Raw genomic sequence first — 25,402 nt, forward strand, 5'->3', positions numbered from 1 at the left:
GGCTACACGCCTACAATCACCACCGCGGCCACACCGCACTCGGCGGCCAACCACCCGCCAACCGCGTACCTAACCTCTCAGGACAGAACAGCTAGCCGAGTTCGACGCGTATGCCGCGGCTCAGGCCGGAGTCGTGCAGTTCGACGCTCTCCGCGCTGGAGGTCTTGGGCAGATCGAACTCCAGGGCTCCGGTGAACGACTGGCCGGGGTCGATCCGGACCGGGGTGATCTCCTTGCCCGCCTTGTCCAGGAGCCTGGCGGCGCCGTGGAGGACGTCGTCCTGATCGATCAGCTTCTGCTGGCCCGGGTAGAGGACCCTGGCCTCCTGGCCGATGTTGGACACCCGTACGGACAGGCGGCACTGACGGCGCTCAGCGGTCTTGGCCGGTTTGGGGCACTTGGTGGCGGTCACGGTGAACTTCAGCTTGCCGTCCTGGACCGGCGCGCCCTCACCCGCCGCCGACGGGCCGCGGAACATCCATGCCATCAGCGAGATGAACAGCACGATCACCACCAGCACGATCACCGCGGCGATGAGGCACCCCGACAACCCCCGCCGCGCCGATCGCTGGGGTACGCCGAAACCCCGCGGCGGCAGCGGCCCCTGCCCGGTGGCGGAAGGCCGGGGCAGCGGCCCCTGCCCGGTCGTGGAGTGCTGGGCCAGCGGCACCGGCCCGGTCACCCCGGGCCCAGAGCGCCGGGGATCACGCACAGGCGGCCCGGTACGCGGATCATGCCCAGGACGCGGATCATGCCCGGGACGCGGCCCGGGACCCGCCGGCCCCGGCAACGGCCCCTGACCCGTGGTCGAATGCCCGGGCCCCTGCCTGCCAGGCCCACCCGAACCGGGCCCACCCGAACCGGGTGCGCCGGGGACGGGAGGACCCGCCTGTGGCGGAGGGCCGGGGTGCGGAGGCTGACCCGAGGCACCAGGGTGTGGGGGCTGGCCCGTGGTACCGGGGCGTGGGGGCCGGCCCGACGGGCCGGGGTGTGGGGGCGGGGAGCCGGGGTGGGGGGCCGGGGGTGGGGTGAAGGGGGCCGGGCGGCCCGGGGGGTTCTGGGCCACCGCCGGGTCCCACATGCTGGTCAGGTGGCGGGTGGCGGCCAGCTGGGCGGCGGGCTCGTCGGCCGCGCCCACGAGCTCCAGCAGCAACTGCCGCGACGCGGGCCGTCGCGCCGGGTCGGGGTGGATGGCCGCCGCCACCAGCCGGTCCAGCGGCGCGGGCAGCCCCCGCAGGTCGGGCGGGGCGGTCCTGGCGCGGGCGGCCATGACGTAGGCGTCGCCCTCGCCGAAGGGGTGCCCGCCCAGCCCCGCGTAAGCGATCAAAGAACCCCACGCGAACACGTCGCCCGCCGGGCTGGTACGCCCCTCGAAGACCTGCTCGGGCGCGATCCAGCCGGGTGTGCCCATGACCATGCCGGCGTTGGTGTGGCGGGAGTTGACGTGCGTGGAACGGGCCAATCCGAAGTCGATCACGCGCGGCCCGGCGAGGGTGAGCATGACGTTGGCCGGCTTCAGGTCCCGGTGGACCAGGCCGACGGCGTGGATGGCGGTCAGCGCCGCCGCCACGCCCACCGCGGCCGCGTGCAGCACCGACGGCTCCAGCGCGCCGTGCTCGATGAGGTGGTCCTCCAGGGAGACGCCGTCGATGTACTCGGTGACGAGGTAGAGCAGGCCGTTGTGCTCGCCGTGGTCGAGTACGCGCGCGGTGCAGAACGAGGCGACCTTGCGCGCGTTGGACACCTCTTCGTGAAAGCGCGCCCGGTAGACCGGGTCGGCGGCGAAGTCGCGGCGGATCGCCTTCAGCGCCACCTTGGACCCGTCGGCGCCCTTGGCCAGGTAGACGGTGCCCATACCGCCCGAGCCAAGGCGCTTGACCAGCTCATACGGGCCGATCTCGGACGGGTCGTCGGGGGTCAGCGGACCGCGCTTTCCCACCCTCGCCGCCCTCTCACCGTCGTCATCCCGCCGTCTCAAACCGACCGATCCTCCGCCCGGCATGCCTTTTCTCCCAAGACTCTAACGGTTGAGAGACGATCAGGCGTCGCACTGGGTCGCATCGCAGGCCGGGGCTCTGAGGCTCCGGAGGGTCCGGCCGCGGCGGGAAGGGTACGGCTCCCGCCCCGGGGATCGGCGCCACCACGGTACGGGGGCCCTCCGGAGGGTGCGTGGACTAGCGGATCCAGCTGACGCCGGAGCCCGTCTTCATGCGATCACCCCCTTCCCGAAGGCAGCGGCGGCGCCCGGCACGGGCATGGAAGCGCGCCTCGGACACGAACCACGGTGACCGGGACGCCGCCGGGCCTCCCGTCGTGCCCGCCGCTCAATAGGGTGCGCGGCGGTGCACGCGGGCCTGGGTGCGCCCACGCTAAGGCCCGTTCACGGGGACCTCGACGAGCATGGGCAGGTCGGAGGCGGTCGCGACGCGCAGCGCGGCGGTCAGCGCCTCGGCGGACTCCACGTGGCCGGTGGCGACGCCGTACCCCTTGGCGATGGCGCAGAGGTCGGCGCCGGGGCCCGCGCCGTCGAGGCGCGACAGCCAGCGCAGCATCGCCTGCGCGCCGTCGGTGAGGACCACGACCGTCAGCGGCACCCGGTACGCGGCGGCGCTCCACAGGGCGGCGACGGCGTGCTGCAGCGACCCGTCGCCGACGACGGCCACGACCGGCCGGGACGGCTCGCCGAGCTGGGCGCCGATGGCGGCGGGCAGCCCGTGCCCGGCGCCGCCGCCCGCCGCGCACAGGAACGAGCCGGGCCGGTCGACCCTGATCTGGTCTTGGAAGACCGGGCGGCTGGGCGGGGACTCGCTGACCCAGATCGTCTCGGGGGGCGCGCCCTCGGCCAGCGCGGCCAGCGCGGTGACGAGGCTCATCGGACGGCTGCCGCGGGGCGCGGGGGAGGGCGCCGGCCAGGTGCCGGGCAGGGGTTCCTGCCTGAGCTTGGTGAGTTCGGTCAGGGCGGTCAGCGCCTGCCGTACGTCGCCCACGATGACGTCGCCGAAGGCGGCGCAGGACGGGTCGGAGGTGAGCAGGACGGCGGCGACACCCTCCGGCGGCGGGGCGCCGGCGGCGAGGACCAGGTCGTGGGCGGCGAGCTGGCGGGCGGCCGGCCCGGCGTCCGGGAGCAGGGCGCCGCGGTAGTGCGGATGGGACTGCGGGAAGGACACGCGGCCGGACTGCGCGGCCTCCCAGACGGGCAGGGCGCAGCGCTCGGCGAGTTCGACCGCGGCCGCCCAGCCGCCCGAGGCGTCCACGTCGGCGCCGACGACGAGCACGGGCGAGCGTGCGCGGTCGAGCCGCTCGGCCAGTACGGCCAGCGCGATCGGGTCGGGGGCGGCCGCGGCGGCCAGGGGGCGGACCGCGGGTGCCGGGTCCGCGTCGGCCGCGGCCAGTCCGGCGGGCAGCGACAGGAACACGGGGCCGCGCGGCGGGGTGAGGGCGACGTGGTAGGCCCACTCCAGCGCGGCGGGCACGTCGCGCGGCGCGGGCGCGCAGGACCACTTGACGGCGGGCCCGGCGGGTTCGCGGCCCTCGCCGGTCCGCCCCGGCCCGGTCGTGACGATGAGCGGGGTGTGGTTGGCGGCGGCCCCGAGGACGGCGCCCGCCCCGTGGGCCGCGCACCCGAGGTCGACGAGGGCGGGGCGGCCGGTGACGGAGGCGTACCCGTCGGCCATCGCGACCACGACGGCCTCCTGGAGGCCGCGGACGCGGCGGACGTCGCCGGGGAAGGCGCCGTCGGCTCCCGGGCCGCCGAAGACGGTGGTGAGGTCCCGCAGCCGCATCCAGTCGGCGATGGCCCGGCTTGTGGTGCTCATGCCATTGATGGGAACTCCACGGCACCAATGAGGCAATCATCCGTTTCGGCCGATGGAACGCCGAGTGCGAATTTCCAGGCTGTGTTCCGGCAGGGAAAACCGCAGGTCAGTGCCCTTTGGGTGGATGGCCTCGGTGGATTGACTGCAGGACGCCGATCGCGGCCAAGGCGGCCACCGTGGCCGACCCGCCGTAGGAGACCAGGGGAAGCGGGACGCCGATCACGGGGGCCAGCCCGAGCGCCATGCCGATGTTCACGAACGTCTGGAGCGCCAGCCAGCACACGATCGCCGCCGCGGCGACGCAGCCGAACGAGCCCGCGCGGCCCGCGATCCGCAGCCCGCGCCACAGCACCACCGCCAGCAGGGCCACGATCAGCGCCGAGCCGAGGAAGCCGAGTTCCTCGCCGGCCACGGTGAAGACGAAGTCGGTGTGCTGCTCGGGCACGAACCGCCCGGCCGTCTGGTCGCCGTTGAACAACCCGCGCCCGAACGCGCCGCCCGAGCCGACCGTGACCAGCGCCTCCTTGGCGGTGTAGCCGGCGCCGAGCGGGTCTGCCCCCGGCTCGGCGAAGGCGATGAGACGGCTCACCTGGTGCGGCTGGAGCAGGCCCAGGAACCAGGCGGCGGCCCCCGCCGCGACGGCCGACCCGCTCAGCGCCAGCAGCCACCGCAGCGCCACCCCGGCGGCGAACAGCGCCCCCAGCACCACCGCGGCCAGGATCAGGAACGTGCCCATGTCGGGCTGCAGCAGGATGAGCGCGGCGGGCGGCGCGGCCAGGGCCAGCGCCAGCCCGACCTGGGTCGAGCGCGGCCGCCGCTCGCCGTCGGCCCGCTCGGCGAGCACGGTGGCCAGCGCCAGCACGAGCGCCAGCTTCGCCGGCTCCGACGGCTGCACCTGCAGCGGCCCGAGACCGAGCCACGCCTGCGCCCCGTTCACGGTACGGCCCAGCGGCGTCAGCACCGCCGCCAGGCTGAGCACGGCGCCCAGATAGGCCCACGGCGTGTACGCCCGCAGCACCCGGTGACCCGTCGCCGAGAGCGCGACCATGACCGCGACCCCGACGGCGATGTTGACGAGCTGCCGCTTGAGGTAGGTGAGCGGATCCTGCCCGGCATCCAGCAGCCGGGGCTCGGTGGCCGACCACACCAGCACCGCGCCCAGCCCGCACAGCGCCACCGCCGCCACGGCCAGCACCCAGTCGGGCCGCTGTGCCCTCACCGCAGGGCCGCCTTCCTGCCCTCCAGCCCGTACATGCCCGACCAGATCTCCCGTACGGCCGGCGCCGCCGTCGACGCGCCCGTCCCGCCCTGCGAGACCACGACCACCACGGCGTAGCGCGGTTTGCCGGCTGGCGCGAAGGAGGCGAACCAGGAGGTGTCCTTCTTGCCGTACGCCTCCGCCGTACCCGTCTTGCCGGCCACCGCCAGCCGGTCCAGCGGGAACCCGGCGAACGCCCCGGCCGCAGTCCCGCTCTTGGGCACCTCGGCCAGCGCCTTGCGGATGTAGGCGAGCACCTTTCCCGGCACCGGCAGCCGCCCGGCCACCTTCGGCTTGATCCGCCGCACCACGCTGCCGTCGGCCCGTACGACCGCCTTGCCCACGCGCGGTGTGAACAGCTTGCCGCCGTTGGCCAGCGCCGCGTACGCCCTGGCCAGCTGCAACGGCGTCACAAGCACGTCACCCTGCCCGATGGAGAAGTTGGCCGCGTCGCCCGCCCACCACCGGTGCCCGTCCACGCAGCTCTCCTTCGCGATCGCCCGGACGTAGGCGGACCTGGCCCGCTTGGCCTCCTTGCACGACTGTTTCCTGGTCTGCGCCCAGAACGCGCGCTTCCACGCCCGCGTCGGCAGCCGCCCGGCCGCCTCGCCGGGCAGGTCGATCCCGGTGCGCTTGCCGAACCCGAAGGCCGCCGCCATCTTCTGCATCGGATCCTTGGGCCGTTTGCCGGGCTTCGTACCGCCGTCCTTGAGCCACATCTCGTAGGCGAACCGGTAGAAGATCGTGTCGCACGAGGCGGTCAGCGCCCGGCTCAGCGGCATGCTGCCGAGCGGGATCCCGCGGAAGTTCCTGAACGACCTGGCGCCCACCCGGAACGACCCCGGGCAGCCATAGATCCCGTCGAGCGCGTAGCCCGCCTTCACCGCCGCGGCGGCCGAGGTGATCTTCCAGGTGGAGCCCGGCGCCCACTGGCCCTGGATCGCCTTGGGCTGCAGCCTGCCGCGCAGCTCGCGGTAGGCGTCGCCGGAGATGCCGCCCGACCACACGTCCGGGTCGTAGCCCGGGTGGGCGGCCAGCGCCACCACCCGTCCCGTCCGCACGTCCATGACCACCGCCGCGCCGGCGTCCGCGGGCAGCCGCCGGTCGCGCGCCCCCTCCACCGCCCGGCGCAGCGCCCGCTCAGCCACCTCCTGCACCTCGGCGTCGATGCTGGTCACCAGGTCGTGCCCGGCCACCGGCGGCGTCTCGGTGAGCGTCCTGACGACCTGGCCGGTGGTGTCCACGACCACCTCGCGCTTGCCCGGCCGCCCGCTCAGGTCGGCGTCGTAGCGGGCCTCGAGCCCCTCCTGACCGGACAGCCCGATGCCACTGGCCGGGTCGCCGCCGCCCGACGGCGCGACGTAGCCGAGCGTGTGCGCCGCCAGCTCGCCGCGCGGGTGCTCGCGCACCGGCACGGGGTCGGCGCTCACGCCGGGGAACAGCTCGGGCCGCTCGGCGATCTGCAGCGCCGCCCGCGTGCTCACCTCCCCCGCCACGGGGATCGGCTGGTACGGCGAGCCGGGCCAGCACGGGGGGCGGACGCCGGCCGTACACAGGCGGACCTGCTCGGCCAGGCGCGCGGCCGGGACGCCGAGCACGGAGGCCAGCCGGTCGAGCACCGCGCGCCCGCCGTCGCGCCGGCGGGTCAGCGCCACGTGGTCGACCGTGACCGCCAGCCGGGTGCGGTTGCGCACCAGCGGGCGGCCGCGGTCATCGAGTATCCCGCCCCTGACCTGCGGCACGACCACCTGCCTGACGTGATCTTCCGCCGCGGCCCTGGCGTAGTCGTCGCCGTGGCGCACCTGCACGTCCCACAGCCGGATGAGCAGGATGAGCAGCAAGGAGGCGATCAGCACGTGCAGGACCAGCAGCCGGGAACGCATCGGGCGCCTTCCACCGCATCGGGAACCAGACCAGGGGGCTCGCGGCCACCGTGTAGGCGGCGGCCAGGGGGAGGACGTGGACGAGCGCCGGGCCCCCGGCGCGCGGGTCGCCGAGCGCCGCGTGGACGCCCGCGGTGAACAGCAGCCCGGCCAGCACGCCCAGCGGGAAGGCGGCGACGGCCGGCAGCCTGAGCAGGTGGCCGGCGACGTACCCGGCCAGGCACAGGGCCAGCGCGTCGCGCCCCACCGGGTGCACGGCCGGCGGGATCAGGTCGAGGACGGCGCCCGCGGCGAACCCGGCCACCGCGCCCGCGACCGGCCCCCGAAGGCGGGCGACGGCCAGGACCGCCAGCAGGGTCAGGTCGGGGGTGACGCCGCCGGGCAGCGACAGCCGGTTGACCAGCACCACCTGGATCAGCGGCGCGAGCGCGACCGCCGCCCAGGCCCGCGCGGGCATCACGGCGCGTTCCCCGGCGGGATCACGACGGCGACCGCGTCGAGGGCGGTGAGGCGGGCCGCCGGACGGACCAGGGCGGTACGGGTGAGGGGATCGGTGGCGGGCGAGACGCTGACGATGGTGCCGATCGGGACGCCGGGGGCGAAGGGCACCATCCGCCGCGAGCCGAACGTCACCACCTTCTGGCCCGCCGAGACCGGGGCCTCGGCGTCGAGCAGGTTCAGGCGCAGCAGGCCGCCGGGCTTGCCGCCGCCGGTGACGGTGCCGACCTCGCCCGGTTTCTCACCCTGGAGGCGGGCGCCGACGACCGAGGTGGCGTCGCTGGCCAGCAGGACGGTGGCGGTGCCGGGACCGGCGGCGACGACCCTGCCCACGAGGCCGTCGCCGTTGAGCACGGTCAGATCGGGGCGGACGCCGGAGGCGGTGCCGGCGTCGATGGTGACGGTGGCGGACAGGCCCTGCTGCCCGCCGTACGCGATGACCTGGGCCGCGACGAAGCGCGGTCCTGGCGTGGCGGGGTCGGGCCGGTGGGGGCGGGTCCAGAGTTCGGCCCGCAGGCGGGCGTTCTCCTGCTCCAGCGCCCGGATCCGGCGGCTGTCGGAGCCGCCGGCGGCCAGGCCGGAGACCGCCCTCTCGACCGGTCCGGCCACCGCGGCGCCCGCGGTGAGCAGCGGTTGCAGCGCGGCCTCCCGGTCGGCGGCGATGAGCAGCGCCGCGGCCAGCACGAGGACGCCCACCACCAGCCGGCCCCGGCCAGGTTTCCTGCCGAGCGCGCCCCGGCCCCGTCTCATCCTTCTTCCTCCCCGGCGGCCCCCGAGCGCATCCGCAGGTCGCCTCCTTCCAGATCAGCGACGGGTCTCCGGTACGAAGACGTCCTTCAGGCGGCCGAACTCCTCCACGCACCGGCCGGAGCCGAGCACCACCGACTGCAGCGGGTTCTCCACCAGCTTGATCGGCATGCCGGTGGCCTCCGACAGCCGCCGGTCGAGCCCGAGCAGCTTCGCCCCGCCGCCGGTGAGGGCGATGCCGCTGTCCATGAGGTCGCCCGACAGTTCGGGCGGGCACTCGTCCAGCGTGGCCTGGACCGCTTCGACGATGGCGTTGACCGGCTCGGCCAGCGCCGCACGGATCTCCGCGGCGCTCACCGGGACGGTCTTGGGCAGGCCGCTGACCAGGTCGCGGCCGCGGATCTCGGCCATCGGGTCGTCTCCGTCGGGGTAGGCGGAGCCGATGTTCATCTTGAGCTGCTCGGCGGTGCGCTCGCCGAGCATGAGGCCGTGTTCCTTCTTGGTGTGGGCGATGATCGCCTGGTCGAGCTCGTCGCCGCCGACCCGGATGGAGGTGGAGCTGACGATGCCGCCGAGCGAGATCACGGCCACCTCGGTGGTGCCGCCGCCCACGTCGACGACCATGCTGCCGGCCGGCTCGTGCACGGGCAGGCCGGCGCCTATCGCGGCGGCCATCGGCTCCTCGATGAGGTAGACCTGGCGGGCGCCGGCCTCGTAACAGGCCTCTTTGACGGCGCGTTGCTCGACGCCGGTGGTGCCGCTGGGCACGGCGACCACGACGCGGGGGCGGACGATGTAGCGGCGGCGGTGGACCTTCTGGATGAAGGAGCGCAACATGCGCTCGGCGACCTCCAGGTCGGTGATCACACCGTCCCTGAGCGGGCGGATGGCGACGATGTAGCCGGGGGTGCGGCCGATCATCTGCTTGGCGTCGCCGCCGACGGCGACGATCTTGTCGGTGCGGGTGTTGATCGCCACGACGGACGGCTCGTCGAGCACGATGCCGCGGTCTCGGACGTAGACGAGAGTGTTGGCGGTGCCGAGATCCACCGCCAGGTCACGGCCAAGGAAGGGAAACGGGATGGGCATGGGCGACACCAGCCCTCTGGTGGGGGATAAATCACGCCCTTCCCCACCTATTCCCCGTCAAACGGCCAGGTCAGAAGGTTTCACAATCGTTAGCAAGGACGGTGTGCTTGATCCCTGGTTCGGGTAAACCCGAAACCATGGATCGCACCCCGGGGGAAGCCCTTCCTTCTCCTTGGCGAGGATGAGGATGGTGGACATGCCGGGGAAGTCGATCGTGCAGCACCGGCGCGCACCGGAGGCCGCCCAGCCGGGCAGCCTGGAGAAGGGGATCGACATCCTCTTCTCGCTCAGCGCCGCGGCGCAGCCGATCAGCCTGTCGCAACTGTGCAGGAACACCGGCCTGCCCAAGTCGACCGCCCACCGGATCCTCGCGGTCCTGTGCTCGCGGTCCCTGGCCAAACGGGCCGGCACCGACTACCTCGTCGGCGACCTGCTCGCCCGGCTCGGCGACGCCCGGGGCCGCATCCCCGGGACCAGGCGGGCCGTCCTGCCGTACCTGCTGTACCTGTACGAGACCACCCGCCAGACGGTCAACCTGGCCGTGCTGTCGGGCCTGGAAGCCGAGTACGTCGAGCGGGTCTACGGCCACAACCGGGTCGCCTCGCCCTCCGACGGCGTGGACCGGGCGCCGCTGCACTGCACGGCCATCGGCAAGACGCTGCTCGCCTACGACTCCGGGCTACGCCAGTCGCTGGCCGACCAGGGCAGCCCGCCGCGCCTGACCCGCCGCACGATCACCAGCCTGACCGGCCTGGACCGCGAACTCGCCCGCGTACGTCACTACGGCGTCGCCTACGCCCAGGAGGAGTTCGCCGACGGGGTGGCCTGCGTGGCGGCGCCGGTGTTCGACGCCGCGGGCAAGGTGGCCATGTCGATCTCGGTGGCCGGACCGGCGGTCGCCCTGCCCCTGGCCCGCCTCGGCATCTCCGTCAGAGGCGCCGCCCAGGCCATCTCCGCCGCCCTGGCCCGCCTCGGCTGATCCTTCAGGGACGCAGCGCGGCCGCTTCCGCGGCGAGCTTCTCCACCCGCGCCCAGTCGCCCGCGGCCAGGGCGTCGGCGGGCGTGAGCCACGTGCCGCCCACACAGCCCACGTTCGGGAGCGCCAGGTAGTCGGGGGCGGTGGCCGGCCTGATCCCGCCGGTCGGGCAGAACCGCACGTCCGGCAGCGGTCCCGCCAGGCTCTTCAGGTACGGCAGGCCGCCCGCCGCCTCGGCCGGGAAGAACTTGAGCTCCTTGACACCCCGCTCCGCCAGCGCCATGACCTCGGAAGCGGTCGCCGCCCCCGGCAGGAACGGCACGCCGGACCCCAGCAGCGCCTCGGCCAGCGCCGGGGTCGTACCGGGCGAGACCAGGAACTTCGACCCCGCCCCGACGGCCGCCGCGATGTCGGCCGCCGACCGGATGGTCCCGGCGCCGATCACCGCGTCCGGAACCTCCGCCGCGATGCGCGCGATCGACTCCAGGGCGGCAGCCGTACGCAGGGTCACCTCGATGACCGGAAGCCCGCCCGCGACGAGCGCCCGCGCGAGCGGGACCGCCGTCTTCACGTCGTCGATCACCACGACGGGCACGACAGGGGCGAGATCAAGCAGGCTCATAGACACTTCTCCTCGAAAGCTGCTGGGTCAGCCAGGCCGCCGCCCCCGTCAGCGCCGGCTGCGGCGCGACGATCAGCGTGGTGGCGATCGACGACAGGTACCCGGACATGCTGGGACTGGCGGCGAACCGCCGGCGGAAGGCGCTGGCTCGCACGCGCTCCACGATACGGGGGAGCACGCCGCCGCCGATGTAGACGCCGCCCCTGGCGCCCAGGGTGAGCGCGACGTTCCCGGCGAACGTCCCGAGCATGGCGCAGAAGACGTCCACGGTCTCGGCGCACAGCGGGTCGCCGGCGCGGGCGACGATCTCCGCGGCGCTCAGCCCGTCCTCGGGGGCGGCGCCGTTGACCAGCGCCAGCGCCCGGTACAGGCGCGCCAGCCCGGGGCCGGACAGGACGTGCTCGGCCTCCACGTGCCGCAACCCCTGCGCGCGCAGCGCGGCGACGATCTCCTGCTCGCGCTCGTCGTGCACCGGGACGCTGACGTGGCCGCCCTCGCCCGGCACCGGGATCCAGCCATGGTCGGCCGGCACCAGCCCGGCGACCCCGAGCCCGGTCCCCGGCCCGAGCACCGCCTTGATCCCGTCGCCCGGCACCGGCCCGCCGAGGTCGGCCAGGTCGTCGGCGCCCAGGTGGGGCAGGGACACGGCCAGCGCCTCGAAGTCGTTGAGCAGCACCGCGTACGGCACGCCCAGATCCCTGACCGACCCCGACCACGGCAGGTTCGTCAGCTGGTAGGAGTCACCGCCGATCGGTCCCGCGACCGCCACGCACGCCGCCCCCGGCCGCACTCCGCCCGCGTGGTCCGCGAGATAGGCGGCTACGGCATCCGGAAGGCTCGCGTGATCGGCCCCGGCCAGCACCGCGACGTGCGAGGGAGCCTCGCCCGGCGCGGTGACCAGCCCGAACCTGGCATTGGTGCCGCCGACGTCGGCGACCAGCCACGGCAGCTCACCCACCGGCGTGCTCCGCGGCGTGGCGGGCGTGCTCTTCCATGACCTTCAGCCGGGACGGCGTGGCCTCCGCGTGCGCGGCCCCGGCCGGCGCGGCGAAGCCCAGGCCAGGCCCGTGCTCGGGCTGCTCGGCGCCGCTCACCCCGAAGACCCCGGCCCCGTACTCGGCCGGCCCGGCCATCCGCCGGAAGGCGGCGAACAGCTCACGTCCCGTCCCCACCCACTCGGCGTCGCTCAGCGCCCGCCCCTGCGGTTCGCGTCCCGACAGGTCCGCCAGCACCTCCAGGGTCCCGGCGGCGGAGTCGAGCCGGATGACGTCGCCCTCGCGCACGAGCGCGATGGCCCCGCCGTCGGCGGCCTCCGGCGACAGGTGGATGGCCGCCGGAACCTTCCCCGACGCGCCGGACATCCGGCCGTCGGTGACGATCGCCACGTTCTGCCCCCGATCGAGCAGGACGGCCAGCGGCGGCGTCAGCTTGTGCAGCTCGGGCATGCCGTTGGCCGAGGGCCCCTGGTAGCGGATGACGGCCACGAAGTCCTGCCCGTCCAGCGCGCCGGCCTCGAAGGCGGCCAGCAGTTCGAGCTGGTCGTCGAAGACCTTGGCCGGTGCCTCGATGACCAGGTGCTCCGGCTTGACCGCCGACACCTTGCTGACGGCGCAGCCGAGGTTGCCCTCGACCATGTGGATCCCGCCGTCGGCCGCGAACGGCGCCGACACCGGCGCCAGCACGCCGAGGTCGGAGCTGCCCTCGGTGCGCTCCTCCCAGACCAGCGCGCCGTCCTTCAGCGACGGGGCCGAGCGGTAGTGGTCGAGCCCGCGCCCGGCCACGGTCAGCACGTCGCCGTGCAGCAGCCCGTGGTCGAGCAGGTCGCCGATGAGCACCTGCATGCCGCCGGCGTCGCGGAAGTGGTTCACGTCCGCCTGGCCGTTGGGGTAGATCTTGGTCAGCGACGGCACGACCTTCGACAGGCAGGCCAGGTCGTCCCAGGTCAGCACGATGCCCGCGGCGGCGGCCATGGCCACCAGGTGCAGCGTGTGGTTGGTGGAGCCGCCGGTGGCCAGCAGCGCCACGCAGGCGTTGACGATCGACTTCTCGTCGACGAGCTCGCCGATCGGGGTGTACTCGGAGCCGTGCGCGGTGATCTCCACGGCCCGCCGCCCGGCCGCCTCGGTCAGGGCGTGACGCAGCTCGGTGTGCGGGTTGACGAACGTGGAGCCGGGCAGGTGCAGGCCCATGACCTCCATGAGCGCCTGGTTGGAGTTGGCGGTGCCGTAGAAGGTGCAGGTGCCGGGGGAGTGGTAGGAGGCGGCCTCGGCCTCCAGCAGCTCCGTGCGGCCGACCTTGCCCTCGGCGAACAGCTGCCGGGTGCGCGCCTTGACCTTGTTCGGCAGCCCGGAGGCCATCGGACCGGCCGGGACGAAGATCGCCGGCAGGTGCCCGAAGTGCAGCGCGCCGATGAACAGGCCCGGCACGATCTTGTCGCAGACGCCCAGCAGCAGCGAGGCGTCGAACATGTCGTGCGACAGCGCGATGGCCGTGGACATGGCGATCACGTCGCGGCTGTAGAGCGACAGCTCCATGCCGGCGCGGCCCTGGGTGATGCCGTCGCACATGGCCGGCACGCCGCCCGCGACCTGCGCCACGCCGCCGGCGGCGCGCACCGCCCTCTTCAGCTCCGGCGGGTAGGTCTCGTACGGCTGGTGGGCGCTGAGCATGTCGTTGTAGCTGGTGACGATGGCGATGCCGGGCTTGGCCGTACCGCGGAGGAGGGGTTTGTCCTCGGCGGAGGCGGCCGCGAAGCCGTGCGCGAGGTTCGCGCAGCCGAGGTGCGCGCGGGCGGGGCCCTGGGCGCGGGCGGCCTCACCGTCGCGGCGGACGCGCGCCAGATAGGCGGTACGGCTGGCGGCGCTGCGCTCGGCGATCCGGTCAGTGATCTCCTGGATCTCCCGGTTGGTCATCACGCCTCCTCGTGCCAGGCCCGGCCGCTGCGGCCGAGCAGTTCGTGGGCGCCCGCGGGGCCGGCGGTGCCCGCGGGGTAGGGCTCCGGCGGTTCGGGAGAGGACTCCCAGGCCGCCAGGATCGGGTCGATCCAGCGCCAGGCGGCCTCGACCTCGTCGCGGCGCATGAACAGCGTCGGGTTGCCGGCCAGCACGTCGGTCAGGAGGCGCTCGTAGGCCTCGGGGACGCGGGCGGTGAAGGTCTGGCCGAAGCTGAGCGACAGCGGCACCGGCTTGAGCGTGGTCTCGCCCGCGCCCGGCTCCTTGGCCATGATGTGCAGCTCGATGCCCTCTTCCGGCTGCAGGCGCAGCACCAGGCGGTTGGGCGAGCCGCCGGGGTAGATGGAGTGCGGCACGTCCTTGAACTGCACCACGATCTCCGAGACGCGGCGCGGCATGCGCTTGCCGGTGCGCAGGTAGAACGGCACGCCCGCCCAGCGCCAGTTCTTGATCTCGGCGCGGATGGCGGTGAACGTCTCGACCCGCTTGGAGTCCTCGGTGGGCGGGGTGGAGGCGGGCTCGTCGAGGTAGCCGACCATCGGTCCCGCCGCGCCGGACTCGGGCGCATTGGACGCAGCCGTGTACTGGCCGCGGACCGTGAAGCGGTCGACCTCGCTGCCCTCCTGGATGGGGCGCAGCGCCTGCAGCACCTTCACCTTCTCGTCGCGGATGGCCTCGCGGTCGTTGCGCGCCGGGGGCTCCATCGCGGTGAGCGTGAGCAGTTGCAGCAGGTGGTTCTGGACCATGTCGCGCAGCGCGCCTGCCTGGTCGTAGTAGCCGCGGCGGCCGGGCGTGCCGACGGTCTCGGCGACGGTGATCTGCACGTGGTCGATCCAGAGGGAGTTCCAGATCGGCTCGAGGAAGGCGTTGGCGAAGCGGAGCACGAGCAGGTTCTGCACGGTCTCCTTGCCGAGGTAGTGGTCGATGCGGAAGATCTGGTGCTCGTCGAAGATCGCGCCGACCTCGTCGTTGATGCGCTGTGCACTGGGCAGGTCGCGGCCGAGCGGCTTCTCCAGCACCACCCGCGACTGCGGGGTGACCAGGCCGGCCTCGTGCAGTTCGCGGCAGAACGGGCCGAACGTCATCGGCGGGCTGGCCAGGTAGAAGACGCGGTCACGCTGCTCGTGCCCGGCGAGCTGCTTCGACAGCTCGGCCCAGCCGGACTTGTCCGGGTTGCCGGAAGGGCCGCCGACGTCCACCGACACGTGGTGCAGGCGGCCCAGGAAGCGCTGCCAGACGGCCGGGTCGTCGACGGGGACCTGGTCGCGTACCTCGGCGTCGACCTTGCCCCGGAAGTCGGCGTCGGTGAGCCCGCCCCGGGACATGGCGATGACGCGGGTCTCTGGCGCCAGGCGGCCGTCCCTGTCGCTGTGGTACAGCGCCGGGATCAGCTTGCGCATGGACAGGTCGCCGGTCCCGCCGAAAACGACGAGGTCGGCGGCGTGGACGGCGGCGGGAGACGAGAGGGGGGACACGACACGAGCTCCGATGATCAGCCAAGCAAGGACAGAACGGACATTAGCCAGAGTTTGGGTCGTGCACAACCCGAGTTTTGCTATTTGAGATAAGAAAGTCGGGACTGTTCATGACTTAAGCAGGTGTGATTCACTAAGTCGATGCCTCGACGTACCGCCGCGCCCCTCGCCACCAGTGGCGAGTTCCTGCGGCTCATCCGCACCGGAGAGGCCGTGACGCGAGCGGACCTCGGCCGGGTCACGGGACTGTCCCGGCCTGCCGTGCAGTTGCGGGTGGGCGAGCTGATCGAGCGCGGCCTCGTGGTGGAGCGCACCGACGCGCCCTCCACCGGCGGGCGGCCGCCGGTCAGGCTGGAGTTCAACGCCGGGGGCGGCGTGGTGCTGGTGGCCGCGCTCGGCGCCAGCCGTACCCGGGTGGCGGTGTGTGACCTGTCCGGCGCGGAACTGGCCGCACGGCGCTTCCACATCGACGTCGAGCAGGGGCCCGACGTCGTGCTGCCGCTGCTCATGGACACCTGGGACGAACTGCTCGGCGACACCCCGCGCTCGCGGGTCCGCGGCGTGGGCATGGGCGTGCCGGCGACCGTCGAGTTCGCCCAGGGGCGCACCGAGAGCGCCCGGGTCATGGCCTCCTGGACGGGCGTGGTCATCCCGCCGCTGATCAGGGCCCGCTTCGACGTGCCCGTGCTGGTCGACAACGACGTGAACGTCCTGGCCATCGGCGAGCACCGCGGCGCCCACGCGAACGTCACCGACCTCATGTTCGTGAAGATCTCCACCCGGATCGGCGCCGGGATCATCTCCGGCGGCGAGATCCTGCGCGGCGCCCTCGGCGCGGCGGGGGAGATCGGCCACATCCCCGTACGCGACGGCGGCGGCGTGCTGTGCCGGTGCGGCAACATCGACTGCGTCGACTCGGTGGCCAGCGGCACCGCGCTGCTGCGTGACCTGCGCGCCGCGGGCAAGGACGTCAAGACCATCGAGGACGTCACCGCGCTCGTGCGGGCCGGCGACGCCCAGACGATGGCGACGGTACGCGAGGCGGGCCGGCGCATCGGCGAGGTGCTGGCCTCCGCGGTCAACATCCTCAACCCGTCGGTGGTGGTGCTGGGCGGCGACGTGGCCGAGACGTTCGGCCCCCTGGTGTCCAGCATCCGCGAGGTCGTCTACCGGCGCTCCACCGCCCTCGCCACCCGCACGCTGCGGATCGAGGCGAGCAGGATGGGCGCGGGGGCGGGCATCACCGGCTGCGCGGTGATGGTCCTGGACCACGTTCTGTCACCGGACGCCGTGGACGACGCCCTGAGCTGAAAGTACCCTTTTCGAATAGTTTGGTGTTTCGGTCATGGCACAATCTCCGCCATGTCTAACCGGATCCTGGCCCTGGCCGCCGTCCTGACGCTGGCCACCACCGGCTGCGGGATGCTGCCCCAACCGCAGCAGGCCGCGCCGCCCCCCACGAAGGCCCCCGAGGCGACCCCCGCCACCACCCCGGCGACGACGACGCCCGCGGTCACCCCCTCCGCCACGAGCGACGACCGCCCCGCCCTGGCCGAGACCCGCAGCACCATGACCCCCGACCTCAAGGTCGAAGTGGTCGGGCTCAACCGGCTCAAGGCCAAGCATCTGGTGGTCCAGATCCGCCTCACGAACACCGGTGCGGACAAGGACCTCACCTGGACCGGCGCGATGGGCGACGAGACCCGCAAGCTCGGCGCGATCAGGTGGGCCTCCGGCATCGGCGTGCTCGACGAGCAAGCCCGGACCTGGATCCTGCCGTACAAGCCCGAGGGCAGCCCCTGCCTCTGCACCGACGAGAAGCGCGACGACATCGGCTACTTCATCAAGCCGGGCGCCTCGATCTCCCTCTACGCCGTCATGCCCGCCCCCAGCGGCGACCAGCAGACCGCGACCGTCGTCACCCCGCTGGCCCCGCCCATGCTCAACGTCCCCGTCAGCGACGACCCGCCGCAGGGCGACTTCCCCGACCCCGACGCCGAGCCCGTCACCCCGCTCGTCCACCGCGTCGTGCTGCCGTCGGAGTCGAACGACAGGACCGAGGAGACCGCGGACGACGGCAAGGACCTCCGGGTGAACCTGTCATCCGACGTGCTGTTCGCCGTGGACAAGGCGGTGCTCACCTCGCGGGCCAAGGCGGTGCTCGCGCGTACCGCCAAGCTCATCGAGGCCTCGCCCGCCACCGAGGTCAAGGTCGAGGGCCACGCCGACTCCTCCGGCAACGACGCCATCAACGACCCGCTGTCCGCGCGTCGCGCCCAGGCCGTGAAGGCCGCGCTCGCGCCGCTGCTGACGCGCGACGGCGTCGCCTTCCAGACCAAGGGGTACGGCTCCCGCCGCCCCCTGTACAGCAACGACACCGACGAGGGCAAGCGGCGCAACCGGCGGGTCACGGTGACCTTCGCCAAGCCGCGGGCCGCCGCGCGGCCGTCCCCCTCCCAGGACGTCGTCTCCACCGTGGGCCCCGGCGACGACCTGACGGGCACCACCAAGGCCGACGGCCAGCCCATCGCCATGGAGGTCACCGGGCTGCGCCGGCTGCCGGGCGGGCTCGGCCTGCTCACCTACACGATCGCCAACGAGGGCACGGCGGAGGCGTGGTACAACGACCTGCACGACGGCCAGGACTGGCAGTCGTACAAGTACCAGTCCGCCAGCGCGGTCGTCCTCACCGACCAGGCGGACCGCCGCCGGTACCTGCCCGGCCGCATCGAGGTCCAGACCGGTGACGACCCGGGATCGTACTGCGCGTGCAGCGGCGTCTCCGGGGTCCGGCTGGGCACCGAGAAGTTCGCGCCGGGGCAGAAGCGGGAGTTCTGGGGGCTGTTCGCACTGCCGGACGGGGCCTCGGGGCTGAGCGTCAAGATCGCCGGGTTCCGGGAACTGCAGGTCCCGATCCAATAGCCTGACAGGCTGTGATCACCGCCGCGGCTCCCGCGGCGGTGATCATCGTGGCGGGAGGACGGAGCGGACGGACTCCTCCGTCCGGCCGATCACCGCGTGACCGTCGTCGGCGGTGATGATGGGGCGCTGGATGAGGATCGGGTGCTCGGCCAGCGCCCGGATCCACCGGTCGCGGCTGCCCGGATCGCGGGGCCAGGAGGCCATGTCCCCGGCGGCGTCCTCGCCGGTGCGGGTGATGTCCCAGGGCTCCAGGCCGAGGCGGGAGAGCACCTCGCGGATCTCCGCCTCGGTGGGCGGGTCGTCCAGGTAGCGGCGGACGGTGTACTCGGCCTGCTCGGCGTCCAGCAGGGAGATCGCCGACCGGCACTTCGAGCAGGCGGGGTTGATCCAGATCTCCATGCCGGAAGAATAGGGCTCCTCACGTGGAGTCGCCCTACTCTTCCGGCCCATGAGCCGGTCCTTTACGCCAGCTCCTTTACGCCAGCTCCTTTACGCCAGCTCCTTTGCGTCAGCCCAGCAGGCCCTGGCCCACCCAGCCGGACTCCTCGCAGCCCGGCGGGACGTAGAAGACCGCGGACCCGATCGGCGTCGTCCACTCGTTGAGCAGATCGGCCTTGGCCAGGCGGCGCTGCACCGGCGTGAACTGCCGCGCCACGTCCGCCTGGTAGGCGGCGAACAGCAGCCCGGTGTCCCCGTCGTCGTAGTTGTACACGCGGCGGAACATCCGCAGCCCCGGGTCCTGGGTGTGTGCCCGCCGGATGTGCGCGTACTCCGAGATCACCGGGAAGCCGATCGCGTTGACCTTGGCGAAGTCGGCCTCGTCATGCTCGGCCCGCCCGCTCAGCGGGGCGCCGTTGTCCAGCCGCCGCCCCACCGTGAACTCCTTGGCCACCCGGTCCGCGGCGTCCCAGGAGTCCATGAGCATCCGGATCCGCCGCAGAACCAGCATGGTGCCGCCGGCCAGCGGCCCGTCCGTGATCCACACGGCCCGCTCGAACTCCGGTGTCCCCGGCTTGGGGTTGACCGTCCCGTCGAGCTGCCCCATGAGATTTCGCTGGGTCAGCCCCGGCCGCTGCACCGCCTGCCGGAACCCGCGCTGTACCCACCTGACCTTCGTGAACGACGCGGTGTCCTTCACGATCATGCGCAGCGCGTGGGCCAGCGTGACCGGATCGTCGCAGCAGATCTGCAGCAGCAGATCGCCCCCCGACCACCGGTCCTCCAGCCGGTCCACCGAGAACCTCGGCAACTGCTCCGGCCCGCCCTTGACGCCCGCCGCCCGGAACAGCCCCGGCCCGAACCCGAACGTCACCGTCAGCCGCGCGGGCAGCGCCGCCAGCTCGGGCTCGGTGTCGGCCAGCGCGCCGCGGCCCTGGGTGAGCCGCCGGGCGTCGTCGGTGAGCAGCCGCATCAGCCTGCCGAGCGCCTCCCTGCCGACGCCCTTGCGCAGATCGAGCCCGGCGAAGGCGGCGTGGGCCTGGGGCGTGGTGGCGACACCCGCCTGCCGGGCCCCATGAAACGGCTCCACGGCCGCGCCGTCGACGCCCTGTGGGGCGGCGGGTTGCCCCGTGGCCGCGCCGGTTCCGATCGGCTCGGCGGTGACCTGCCCCGTCGCGGCCTGGCCCGCACCGGTGTGTCCCGCTCCCGTCCGCCCGGCCGTGGCCTGACCCGACCGGCCCGCGGCGGAGTCGTTGGCGACCTGGGCGTCGGCCGGGAGACCCGCGGCGAGCGTACCCGTCGCGACCAGGCCACCCGCCGCCGCGCCACCGGCGAGCAGGCGGCGGCGGGAGATCCCGGCAGGACGCTCGCCGTCACTCATGGCCGGGCTGGTACTTCTCGTTGGCGCCGGCGAAGTCCTTGCCCACGGCCTTGAACTCCATCGTGCCGCCGTCCTTGAACGTCAGCGTGAAGCCCACCTCGGAGCCCGGCTTCACCGGGGTGGTGACGTCCATCAGCATGATGTGGTCGCCACCGGGCTTGAGCTCCAGCTTCCCGCCCGCCGGGATCGTGAAGCCGCCCTCCTTGGGACGCATGGTCATCTGCGTGCCCTCGCCGACCGTCTCGTGAAGCTCCACCGTGGGTGCGCCGGTGGAGGTGGCGGAGACGATCGTGATCGCGGCGGCGGAGGGATTGGCGATGGTGCCGAAGGCGGCGGTCATGCCGCTCTTCGTGGTCTTGATCCAGGGATCGGCGATGGTCAGCGGGCCCGCGGCGCCGGGCGTGGCCTCCCCGCCGGTACCGGTGGGCGCGTCAGAGGCGGGGCTGGAGGCGGCGCCGGTGGGCGCGTTGCCGGCGGGGGCGGCGGAGGTGGCCTGCTGTCCACCGCAGGCGGCGACCGCGGCGGTGACCACGACGGCCAGGAGGGCATGACGAATACGCATGATGAGCTCTCTCTTCCAAAGGTCCAGAAATTTCGGGCAATCAACACCCACAGCGGGCCCGGCCCGACACGCCCTCCGCCCGGCTACAGGGCCACCCAGAGCACGGGACTCACGCCGCCACAGACAGATGAGCCAGGGGTCGCCGATGCAGGCACGGTCCGTTGCCAGGGCCGCTGAGCGGGTCGTGGCACGGACGCGCGTCAGCCCGGCCACAGCGGTTGCCGGGTTTGAAGGCAACGCGTCAGGTGTGCCCCGGGGCGAAGGGGTTCAGGCGGCCAGGAAGAGAGGTGGGCCCCGGCCTGAGAGGGTGTGCTCCAGGAGGGCGGAGCGGGGAGTGGGGGGCTCCGCGTGCCGTACGGGAGCGGAAGGGCCTTCCATCACGGGTACGGCGGGCAGCAGGCCGAGCCGCACCAGCACCCGGCGGAACAGTCCCCACAGCGCGGCCTCGCCCTTCGACAGCCACAGCGCCGTCAGAACGATCGCCCACCCGTGCATCACGAGCATGCCCAGCCCCGGCACCAGCCCGGAGTGCGCGTGCCCGCCCTGGACGGCCACCGGCGCCGCGTCGTGCAGCATCGAGAACATCACGTGCAGAACGGCCTGCACCACGACCAGCAGCGCCAGAATCCCACCGGCCGAACGTTCCCGCCCGGTCAGCGGCAACGCCGCCAGCAGCGACAACGCGATGGCCGCCACCGCGCCGGGCAGCGCCACGGTGGCACCGGCCACGACATGCGCGCCCATGCCCAGCCCCGTGCACACCGCGGCGAACGCCACGGCACGCACCAGACGGAACGGCAGGGAGGCAGGCATAGTGCCCGCCATCATCCCAGAGCCACCCCCCACCCGCGACCCCACCCCCACCCGCCCTCCCCCACACCCAGCCAAATGCCACAAGCCACCACCGCCAGTCCCGCAGCCATGGACTAACCCGCTCCCCGCCCACCGGCTCCACGCTCCGCCACCCGCAGCCCGGTGCGCGCCCAGGCGATGCGGTGAACGCCCACCACGCCACGTGGTGAACATCCGCCACGCGGCCGTGACCGCCGCACCAGGCCGGCCGCGCCACCCGGCGCCCAGGCCTGTCGCGCCGCGCCACCCGGGGCCGCAGCAGGCCTGTCGCGCCGTGCCGCCCGGGGTCGTGCCGCTCGGGGTTGGGCGGCTCGGGGTTGGGCCCCGCCGCGCAGAGCCGGGGCGCTCCGGGGCGCGCTGTGCCGTGTCGCGCCCGGCCAGGTTGTGATGCGCCGGGCCCTGCTGGGCCGGGCCCGCGCCCCGCTCGGCGAGCTGCTGCCCTGGGCCGGCGTTGGTTGAGGCTGTTGGGGTGGTTAGCGGTTGCGGGGTTGGTTGCCGGGTTTCTTGCCCGGGGTGCGGGTCTTGGTGGGCCTGGGTTTGGTGGGTTTGGTCTTGGTGGGGGTTGGGGTGGCGGATGGGTGGGGTTCGGCGGGAGGGAGGGTGACGGGGGGCGGGGCGGCGGTGGTCTGGGCGCTGGGGCCGATGGGGGTGACGTCGGCGGGGGAGTTCGCGCTGGTGTCGGCCGGGCTCGGGGCCACCGGCGTGGGGCGGCGGGACTCGCGGGGGCGCATGGGGGTGCGTGTCGGAGGCTGGCCGACTACGGGGGTCGGGGGGTGGGTGTGGGTCTGGGAGGGGGTGGGGTGCGCGCGGGACGGGCGGGGCGTGGACGAGGGGGTGGCCTCGGCTTGGGCGGTCTTCTGGCCCGGGTCGCCTGGATGGCCGGGGGAGCCCGGCCAGCCGACGGCGTTCAGGGAGGCTCCGCCGAGCGCGCCCCTGGAGAGGATGGCCGCCGTCGCCAGCAGGAGCACCCCAAGGAGTACTCCGGCGATCATCAGGGCCCGGCTCGCGCGAGGACGCGTCTCGTTCACAGCCGCCGATGGTAGTCACTCGCGGAGCGAATGCACACACAAGGCTCACAGCGGGCCGTGATCGAGGGCTGGCATTCTGGTAGATCCGCGCGGGCCGGGCGTGGTGCGGACAGGTCCGGCCCGTGCGCCCACCAGCCCATACCGCTCTGGTCCCCGCCGTTGTCCTCGCGCTCGCCGCACCTGGCCGCCCGCGCGGGTTCGGGGCCCCAGGGGTGCGGGGGGCGGGTGGGGCGTGAGAAGCTCCACGGGGTACGGCAGGCGGTCAGCCGTGACGCCTGCCGTACCCCACACTCCCCGGAACCCGCCGCAAAGCCACCAACGAGCGCACAGGCGCAGGGGCTCCTAGAGGCCGAGGGCGTGCCGGTAGCGTTCGCGGATCGACGGTTGCGGGGTCGCCTCGTGCTCGGTGGTTCCCGGCGCGGGCCAGTCCGGTGGGGCGGGGGCGCCGGACAGCGCCCAGGCGGCCTGGCGGGCGGCGCCCCTGGCCACGTACTCCTGCGGCGCGGGCACGGCCACCGGGCGGCCGAACACGGCCGGAGCGATCTCCCGCACCGCACGCGATCCGGCCCCGCCGCCGATCAGCAGGACGCGTTCGCCCGTGACCGGCAGCGCCTCCAGCGCGTCGGCCAGGTGGCAGAGCAGCCCTTCGACCGCGGCCCTGGCCAGGTGTCCGGGCGTGGCGGTACGCAGGGTGAGGCCGTGCAGGGAGCCGGTGGCGCCGGGCAGGTTCGGGGTCCGCTCACCCTCCAGGTACGGCACGAGCACCAGCCCGTCAGCCCCGCCAGGAGCCGCGAGGGCCAGCGAATCCAGGCGCGCGAGGCCGACGCCGAGCATGGCGGCCGCGGCCTCCAGCACGCGGGCGGCGTTGAGCGTGCACACCAGCGGCAGGAATCGCCCCGTGGCGTCGGCGAACCCGGCCACCACCCCGCCCGGGTCCGCGCCGGGCCGCTCGGCGACGGCGAACGCGGTCCCCGAGGTGCCGATCGACACGACCACGTCACCGGGGCGCAGCCCGAGGCCGAGGGCGGCGGCCATGTTGTCACCGGTTCCCGCCGCGACCAGCAGGCCGCCCGCCTCCCCGGCCGCCTCGGCCGGTCCCAGCACCCGGGGCAACGCCGGACGGCTCCCCATGGCCAGCTCCAGCAGGTCATACCGGTACGACTCGGTGAACGGCGACCAGTACCCGGTCCCCGACGCGTCCCCCCGATCGGTGGCAAGCCGCTCCAGCGGAAACGCGTGGGGCCGTTCCATCGGAAGACCGGCCCGGGATGAGTCGCCCAGCAACCGCCAGGTCAGCCAGTCGTGCGGCAGGCACACCGCGGCCGTCCGCCGGGCGTGTTCCGGCTCGTGCTCGGCCAGCCACCGCACCTTGGAGACGGTGAACGAGGCCGGCGGCACGCTCCCCACCGCTTCGGCCCAGGCCGCGCCTCCGCCCAGCTCGCCGACCAGATCGCGGGCGGCGCCGGCCGAGCGGGTGTCGTTCCACAACAACGCGTCCCGCACGACATTTCCGGACTCGTCCAGGCAGACCATCCCATGCTGCTGCCCGGCCACCCCGACGGCGGCCACATCGTCAAGCCCGCCCGCCTCGCGGACGGCCAGGGCCAGCGCCTCCCACCAGGCCGCCGGATCCACCGAGGTCCCCGCCGGGTGAGCGGCCCGGCCCTGCCGTACCAGATGGCCGGAGGAGGCGTCGAGCACCACCACCTTGCAGCTCTGCGTGGAGGAGTCCACGCCCGCCACCAGCGGCATCAACGCACCCCGAGCAGATGCTCCAGCGCGAGCTGGCCGAGGCGCGAGGCGTGCAGCCCGCGCGCCGCGGCGCCGTCGAGGTCGAAGCCGGGATCCTCCAGCGTGGCCAGCGTCTCGCCGGGCGCCAGCGTCGGCTCGGCCAGCTGCCCGACCCGGGAGTCGCGCAGCGCCTCCAGCACCTCGGGGTCGGCACGGAAGCGGCGCGCCTTCTCCCGCAGGATCAGGTACGTGCGCATGTTGGCCGCGGCCGAGACCCACACGTCCTCGGCGTCCTCGGTGCGCGCGGGCTTGTAGTCGAAGTGCCGGGGCCCGGTGTAGCCGCCGTGCTCCAGCAGGTCCACGAGGAAGAAGGCGTTCTTGACGTCACCGTGGCCGAAGACCAGGTCCTGGTCGTACCGGGGGCCGTGCTGGCCGTTGAGGTCGATGTGGAAGAGCTTGCCGTGCCAGAGGGCCTGCGCGATGCCGTGGGTGAAGCTGAGCCCGGCCATCTGCTCGTGGCCGACCTCGGGGTTGAGACCGACCATCTCCGGGCGCTCCAGCTCGCCGATGAACGCCAGCGCGTGCCCGATCGTCGGCAGCAGGATGTCGCCACGCGGCTCGTTCGGCTTGGGCTCGATGGCGAAGCGCAGGTCGTAGCCCTGCTCGGCGACGTAATCGCAGAGCAGGTCGAGCGCCTCCTTGTAGCGTGCCAGCGCCGAGCGCACGTCCTTGGCCGCGTCGGACTCCGCGCCCTCGCGCCCGCCCCAGCAGACGTACACGCTCGCGCCGAGCGAGGCGGCCAGGTCGAGGTTGCGCCGGACCTTGCGCAGCGCGTACCGGCGGATGTCGCGGTCGTTGCTGGTGAACGCGCCGTCCTTGAAGACCGGGTGCGTGAACAGGTTCGTCGTGGCCATGGGCACCTTGAGCCCGGTCTCGGCCAGCGCCTTGGTGAACGCGGCCACGGCCCGGTCGCGGTCGGGTTCGACGGCCATCAGGTCGTCGTCGTGGAAGGTCACGCCGTAGGCGCCGAGCTCGGCCAGGCGGTGCAGGCTCTCCACCGGGTCGAGCGGCGCCCGCGTGGCGTCGCCGAACGGGTCGCGGGCCGGCCAGCCCACGGTCCACAGGCCGAAGGTGAAGCGGTCGCCGGGGGTGGGGGTGTACGCGTCCAAAGCGG

At 73.7% G+C, this 25,402-nt stretch carries 21 protein-coding genes; 3 read left to right on the forward strand and 18 right to left on the reverse strand.

The window, feature by feature from the left end; all coding sequences use genetic code 11:
• Positions 1 to 91: 91 nt before the first annotated feature.
• From ACFWYW_RS38745 to ACFWYW_RS38775, 7 genes are all read right to left on the reverse strand, one after another.
• The gene (locus tag ACFWYW_RS38745) at positions 92 to 1,939 is read right to left on the reverse strand and encodes a serine/threonine-protein kinase (protein WP_379616448.1); all 1,848 of its coding nucleotides are present in this window, start codon (positions 1,937 to 1,939) and stop codon (positions 92 to 94) included.
• Positions 1,940 to 2,369: 430 nt separating this feature from the next.
• Complete coding sequence (locus tag ACFWYW_RS38750; RefSeq protein ID WP_379616446.1) at positions 2,370 to 3,815, reverse strand: thiamine pyrophosphate-dependent enzyme; 1,446 nt, start codon at positions 3,813 to 3,815, stop codon at positions 2,370 to 2,372.
• Positions 3,816 to 3,921: 106 nt separating this feature from the next.
• Positions 3,922 to 5,034 carry a rod shape-determining protein RodA gene (rodA, locus tag ACFWYW_RS38755; protein WP_379616444.1) on the reverse strand — a complete coding sequence of 371 codons (1,113 nt, stop codon included), beginning with the start codon at positions 5,032 to 5,034 and terminating at the stop codon, positions 3,922 to 3,924.
• Complete coding sequence (mrdA, locus tag ACFWYW_RS38760) at positions 5,031 to 6,902, reverse strand: penicillin-binding protein 2 (protein WP_379641218.1); 1,872 nt, start codon at positions 6,900 to 6,902, stop codon at positions 5,031 to 5,033. Before mrdA ends, rodA begins: the two co-directional genes overlap by 4 nt.
• Positions 6,784 to 7,413 carry a rod shape-determining protein MreD gene (mreD, locus tag ACFWYW_RS38765; protein WP_379616461.1) on the reverse strand — a complete coding sequence of 210 codons (630 nt, stop codon included), beginning with the start codon at positions 7,411 to 7,413 and terminating at the stop codon, positions 6,784 to 6,786. Before mreD ends, mrdA begins: the two co-directional genes overlap by 119 nt.
• On the reverse strand, positions 7,413 to 8,204 hold the full coding sequence (mreC, locus tag ACFWYW_RS38770) for a rod shape-determining protein MreC (RefSeq protein ID WP_379616442.1): 792 nt from the start codon (positions 8,202 to 8,204) through the stop codon (positions 7,413 to 7,415). Before mreC ends, mreD begins: the two co-directional genes overlap by 1 nt.
• Before the next feature lie 54 nt (positions 8,205 to 8,258).
• Positions 8,259 to 9,290, reverse strand: a complete 1,032-nt coding sequence (locus tag ACFWYW_RS38775) for a rod shape-determining protein (protein ID WP_379616440.1) — start codon at positions 9,288 to 9,290, stop codon at positions 8,259 to 8,261.
• Positions 9,291 to 9,486: 196 nt separating this feature from the next.
• On the opposite strand from ACFWYW_RS38775, the gene ACFWYW_RS38780 reads away from it, so the two are divergent.
• Complete coding sequence (locus ACFWYW_RS38780; protein ID WP_379616438.1) at positions 9,487 to 10,269, forward strand: IclR family transcriptional regulator; 783 nt, start codon at positions 9,487 to 9,489, stop codon at positions 10,267 to 10,269.
• A 4-nt stretch (positions 10,270 to 10,273) separates the two neighbouring features.
• On the opposite strand, the gene eda is transcribed toward ACFWYW_RS38780, so the two are convergent.
• Genes eda through zwf form a run of 4 tightly spaced genes read right to left on the reverse strand, consistent with a single transcriptional unit; the run spans position 10,274 to position 15,314 of the window.
• On the reverse strand, positions 10,274 to 10,888 hold the full coding sequence (eda, locus tag ACFWYW_RS38785) for a bifunctional 4-hydroxy-2-oxoglutarate aldolase/2-dehydro-3-deoxy-phosphogluconate aldolase (protein WP_379616436.1): 615 nt from the start codon (positions 10,886 to 10,888) through the stop codon (positions 10,274 to 10,276).
• A complete protein-coding gene (glk, locus tag ACFWYW_RS38790) occupies positions 10,875 to 11,846 on the reverse strand; it encodes a glucokinase (RefSeq protein WP_379616434.1) in 972 nt (323 codons plus the stop codon). Before glk ends, eda begins: the two co-directional genes overlap by 14 nt.
• The gene (edd, locus tag ACFWYW_RS38795) at positions 11,839 to 13,800 is read right to left on the reverse strand and encodes a phosphogluconate dehydratase (protein WP_379616432.1); all 1,962 of its coding nucleotides are present in this window, start codon (positions 13,798 to 13,800) and stop codon (positions 11,839 to 11,841) included. Before edd ends, glk begins: the two co-directional genes overlap by 8 nt.
• Positions 13,800 to 15,314 carry a glucose-6-phosphate dehydrogenase gene (gene zwf / locus ACFWYW_RS38800; RefSeq protein WP_379616430.1) on the reverse strand — a complete coding sequence of 505 codons (1,515 nt, stop codon included), beginning with the start codon at positions 15,312 to 15,314 and terminating at the stop codon, positions 13,800 to 13,802. Before zwf ends, edd begins: the two co-directional genes overlap by 1 nt.
• A gap of 141 nt (positions 15,315 to 15,455) precedes the next feature.
• On the opposite strand from zwf, the gene ACFWYW_RS38805 reads away from it, so the two are divergent.
• Both ACFWYW_RS38805 and ACFWYW_RS38810 read left to right on the forward strand, forming a co-directional pair.
• The gene (locus ACFWYW_RS38805; protein ID WP_184963984.1) at positions 15,456 to 16,625 is read left to right on the forward strand and encodes an ROK family transcriptional regulator; all 1,170 of its coding nucleotides are present in this window, start codon (positions 15,456 to 15,458) and stop codon (positions 16,623 to 16,625) included.
• A 51-nt stretch (positions 16,626 to 16,676) separates the two neighbouring features.
• Positions 16,677 to 18,236, forward strand: a complete 1,560-nt coding sequence (locus ACFWYW_RS38810; RefSeq protein ID WP_379616427.1) for an OmpA family protein — start codon at positions 16,677 to 16,679, stop codon at positions 18,234 to 18,236.
• Between the two features lie 42 nt (positions 18,237 to 18,278).
• Here the strand turns inward: ACFWYW_RS38810 and ACFWYW_RS38815 are convergent, their stop codons facing one another.
• The 7 genes from ACFWYW_RS38815 to xylA form a co-directional block, all read right to left on the reverse strand.
• Positions 18,279 to 18,635 carry an ArsC/Spx/MgsR family protein gene (locus ACFWYW_RS38815; protein ID WP_379616425.1) on the reverse strand — a complete coding sequence of 119 codons (357 nt, stop codon included), beginning with the start codon at positions 18,633 to 18,635 and terminating at the stop codon, positions 18,279 to 18,281.
• Positions 18,636 to 18,744: 109 nt separating this feature from the next.
• Complete coding sequence (locus ACFWYW_RS38820; protein WP_379616423.1) at positions 18,745 to 20,055, reverse strand: Dyp-type peroxidase; 1,311 nt, start codon at positions 20,053 to 20,055, stop codon at positions 18,745 to 18,747.
• Entirely contained in the window at positions 20,048 to 20,617 is a 570-nt protein-coding gene (locus ACFWYW_RS38825; RefSeq protein ID WP_379616421.1) for a copper chaperone PCu(A)C, read from the reverse strand. The genes ACFWYW_RS38820 and ACFWYW_RS38825 overlap by 8 nt, the downstream gene beginning before the upstream one ends.
• Before the next feature lie 267 nt (positions 20,618 to 20,884).
• Complete coding sequence (locus ACFWYW_RS38830) at positions 20,885 to 21,430, reverse strand: MFS transporter (protein WP_379616419.1); 546 nt, start codon at positions 21,428 to 21,430, stop codon at positions 20,885 to 20,887.
• Positions 21,431 to 21,942: 512 nt separating this feature from the next.
• Complete coding sequence (locus ACFWYW_RS38835) at positions 21,943 to 22,497, reverse strand: hypothetical protein (protein ID WP_379616418.1); 555 nt, start codon at positions 22,495 to 22,497, stop codon at positions 21,943 to 21,945.
• 342 nt (positions 22,498 to 22,839) lie between these two features.
• Positions 22,840 to 24,249 (reverse strand): xylulokinase, encoded by a 1,410-nt coding sequence (locus ACFWYW_RS38840; RefSeq protein WP_379616416.1) that lies wholly within the window; start codon positions 24,247 to 24,249, stop codon positions 22,840 to 22,842.
• A complete protein-coding gene (xylA, locus tag ACFWYW_RS38845) occupies positions 24,249 to 25,397 on the reverse strand; it encodes a xylose isomerase (RefSeq protein WP_379616413.1) in 1,149 nt (382 codons plus the stop codon). The genes ACFWYW_RS38840 and xylA overlap by 1 nt, the downstream gene beginning before the upstream one ends.
• Between the last annotated feature and the right edge of the window lie 5 nt (positions 25,398 to 25,402).

Source organism: Nonomuraea sp. NPDC059023 (assembly GCF_042740095.1).
Classification (GTDB): Bacteria; Actinomycetota; Actinomycetes; order Streptosporangiales; family Streptosporangiaceae; genus Nonomuraea.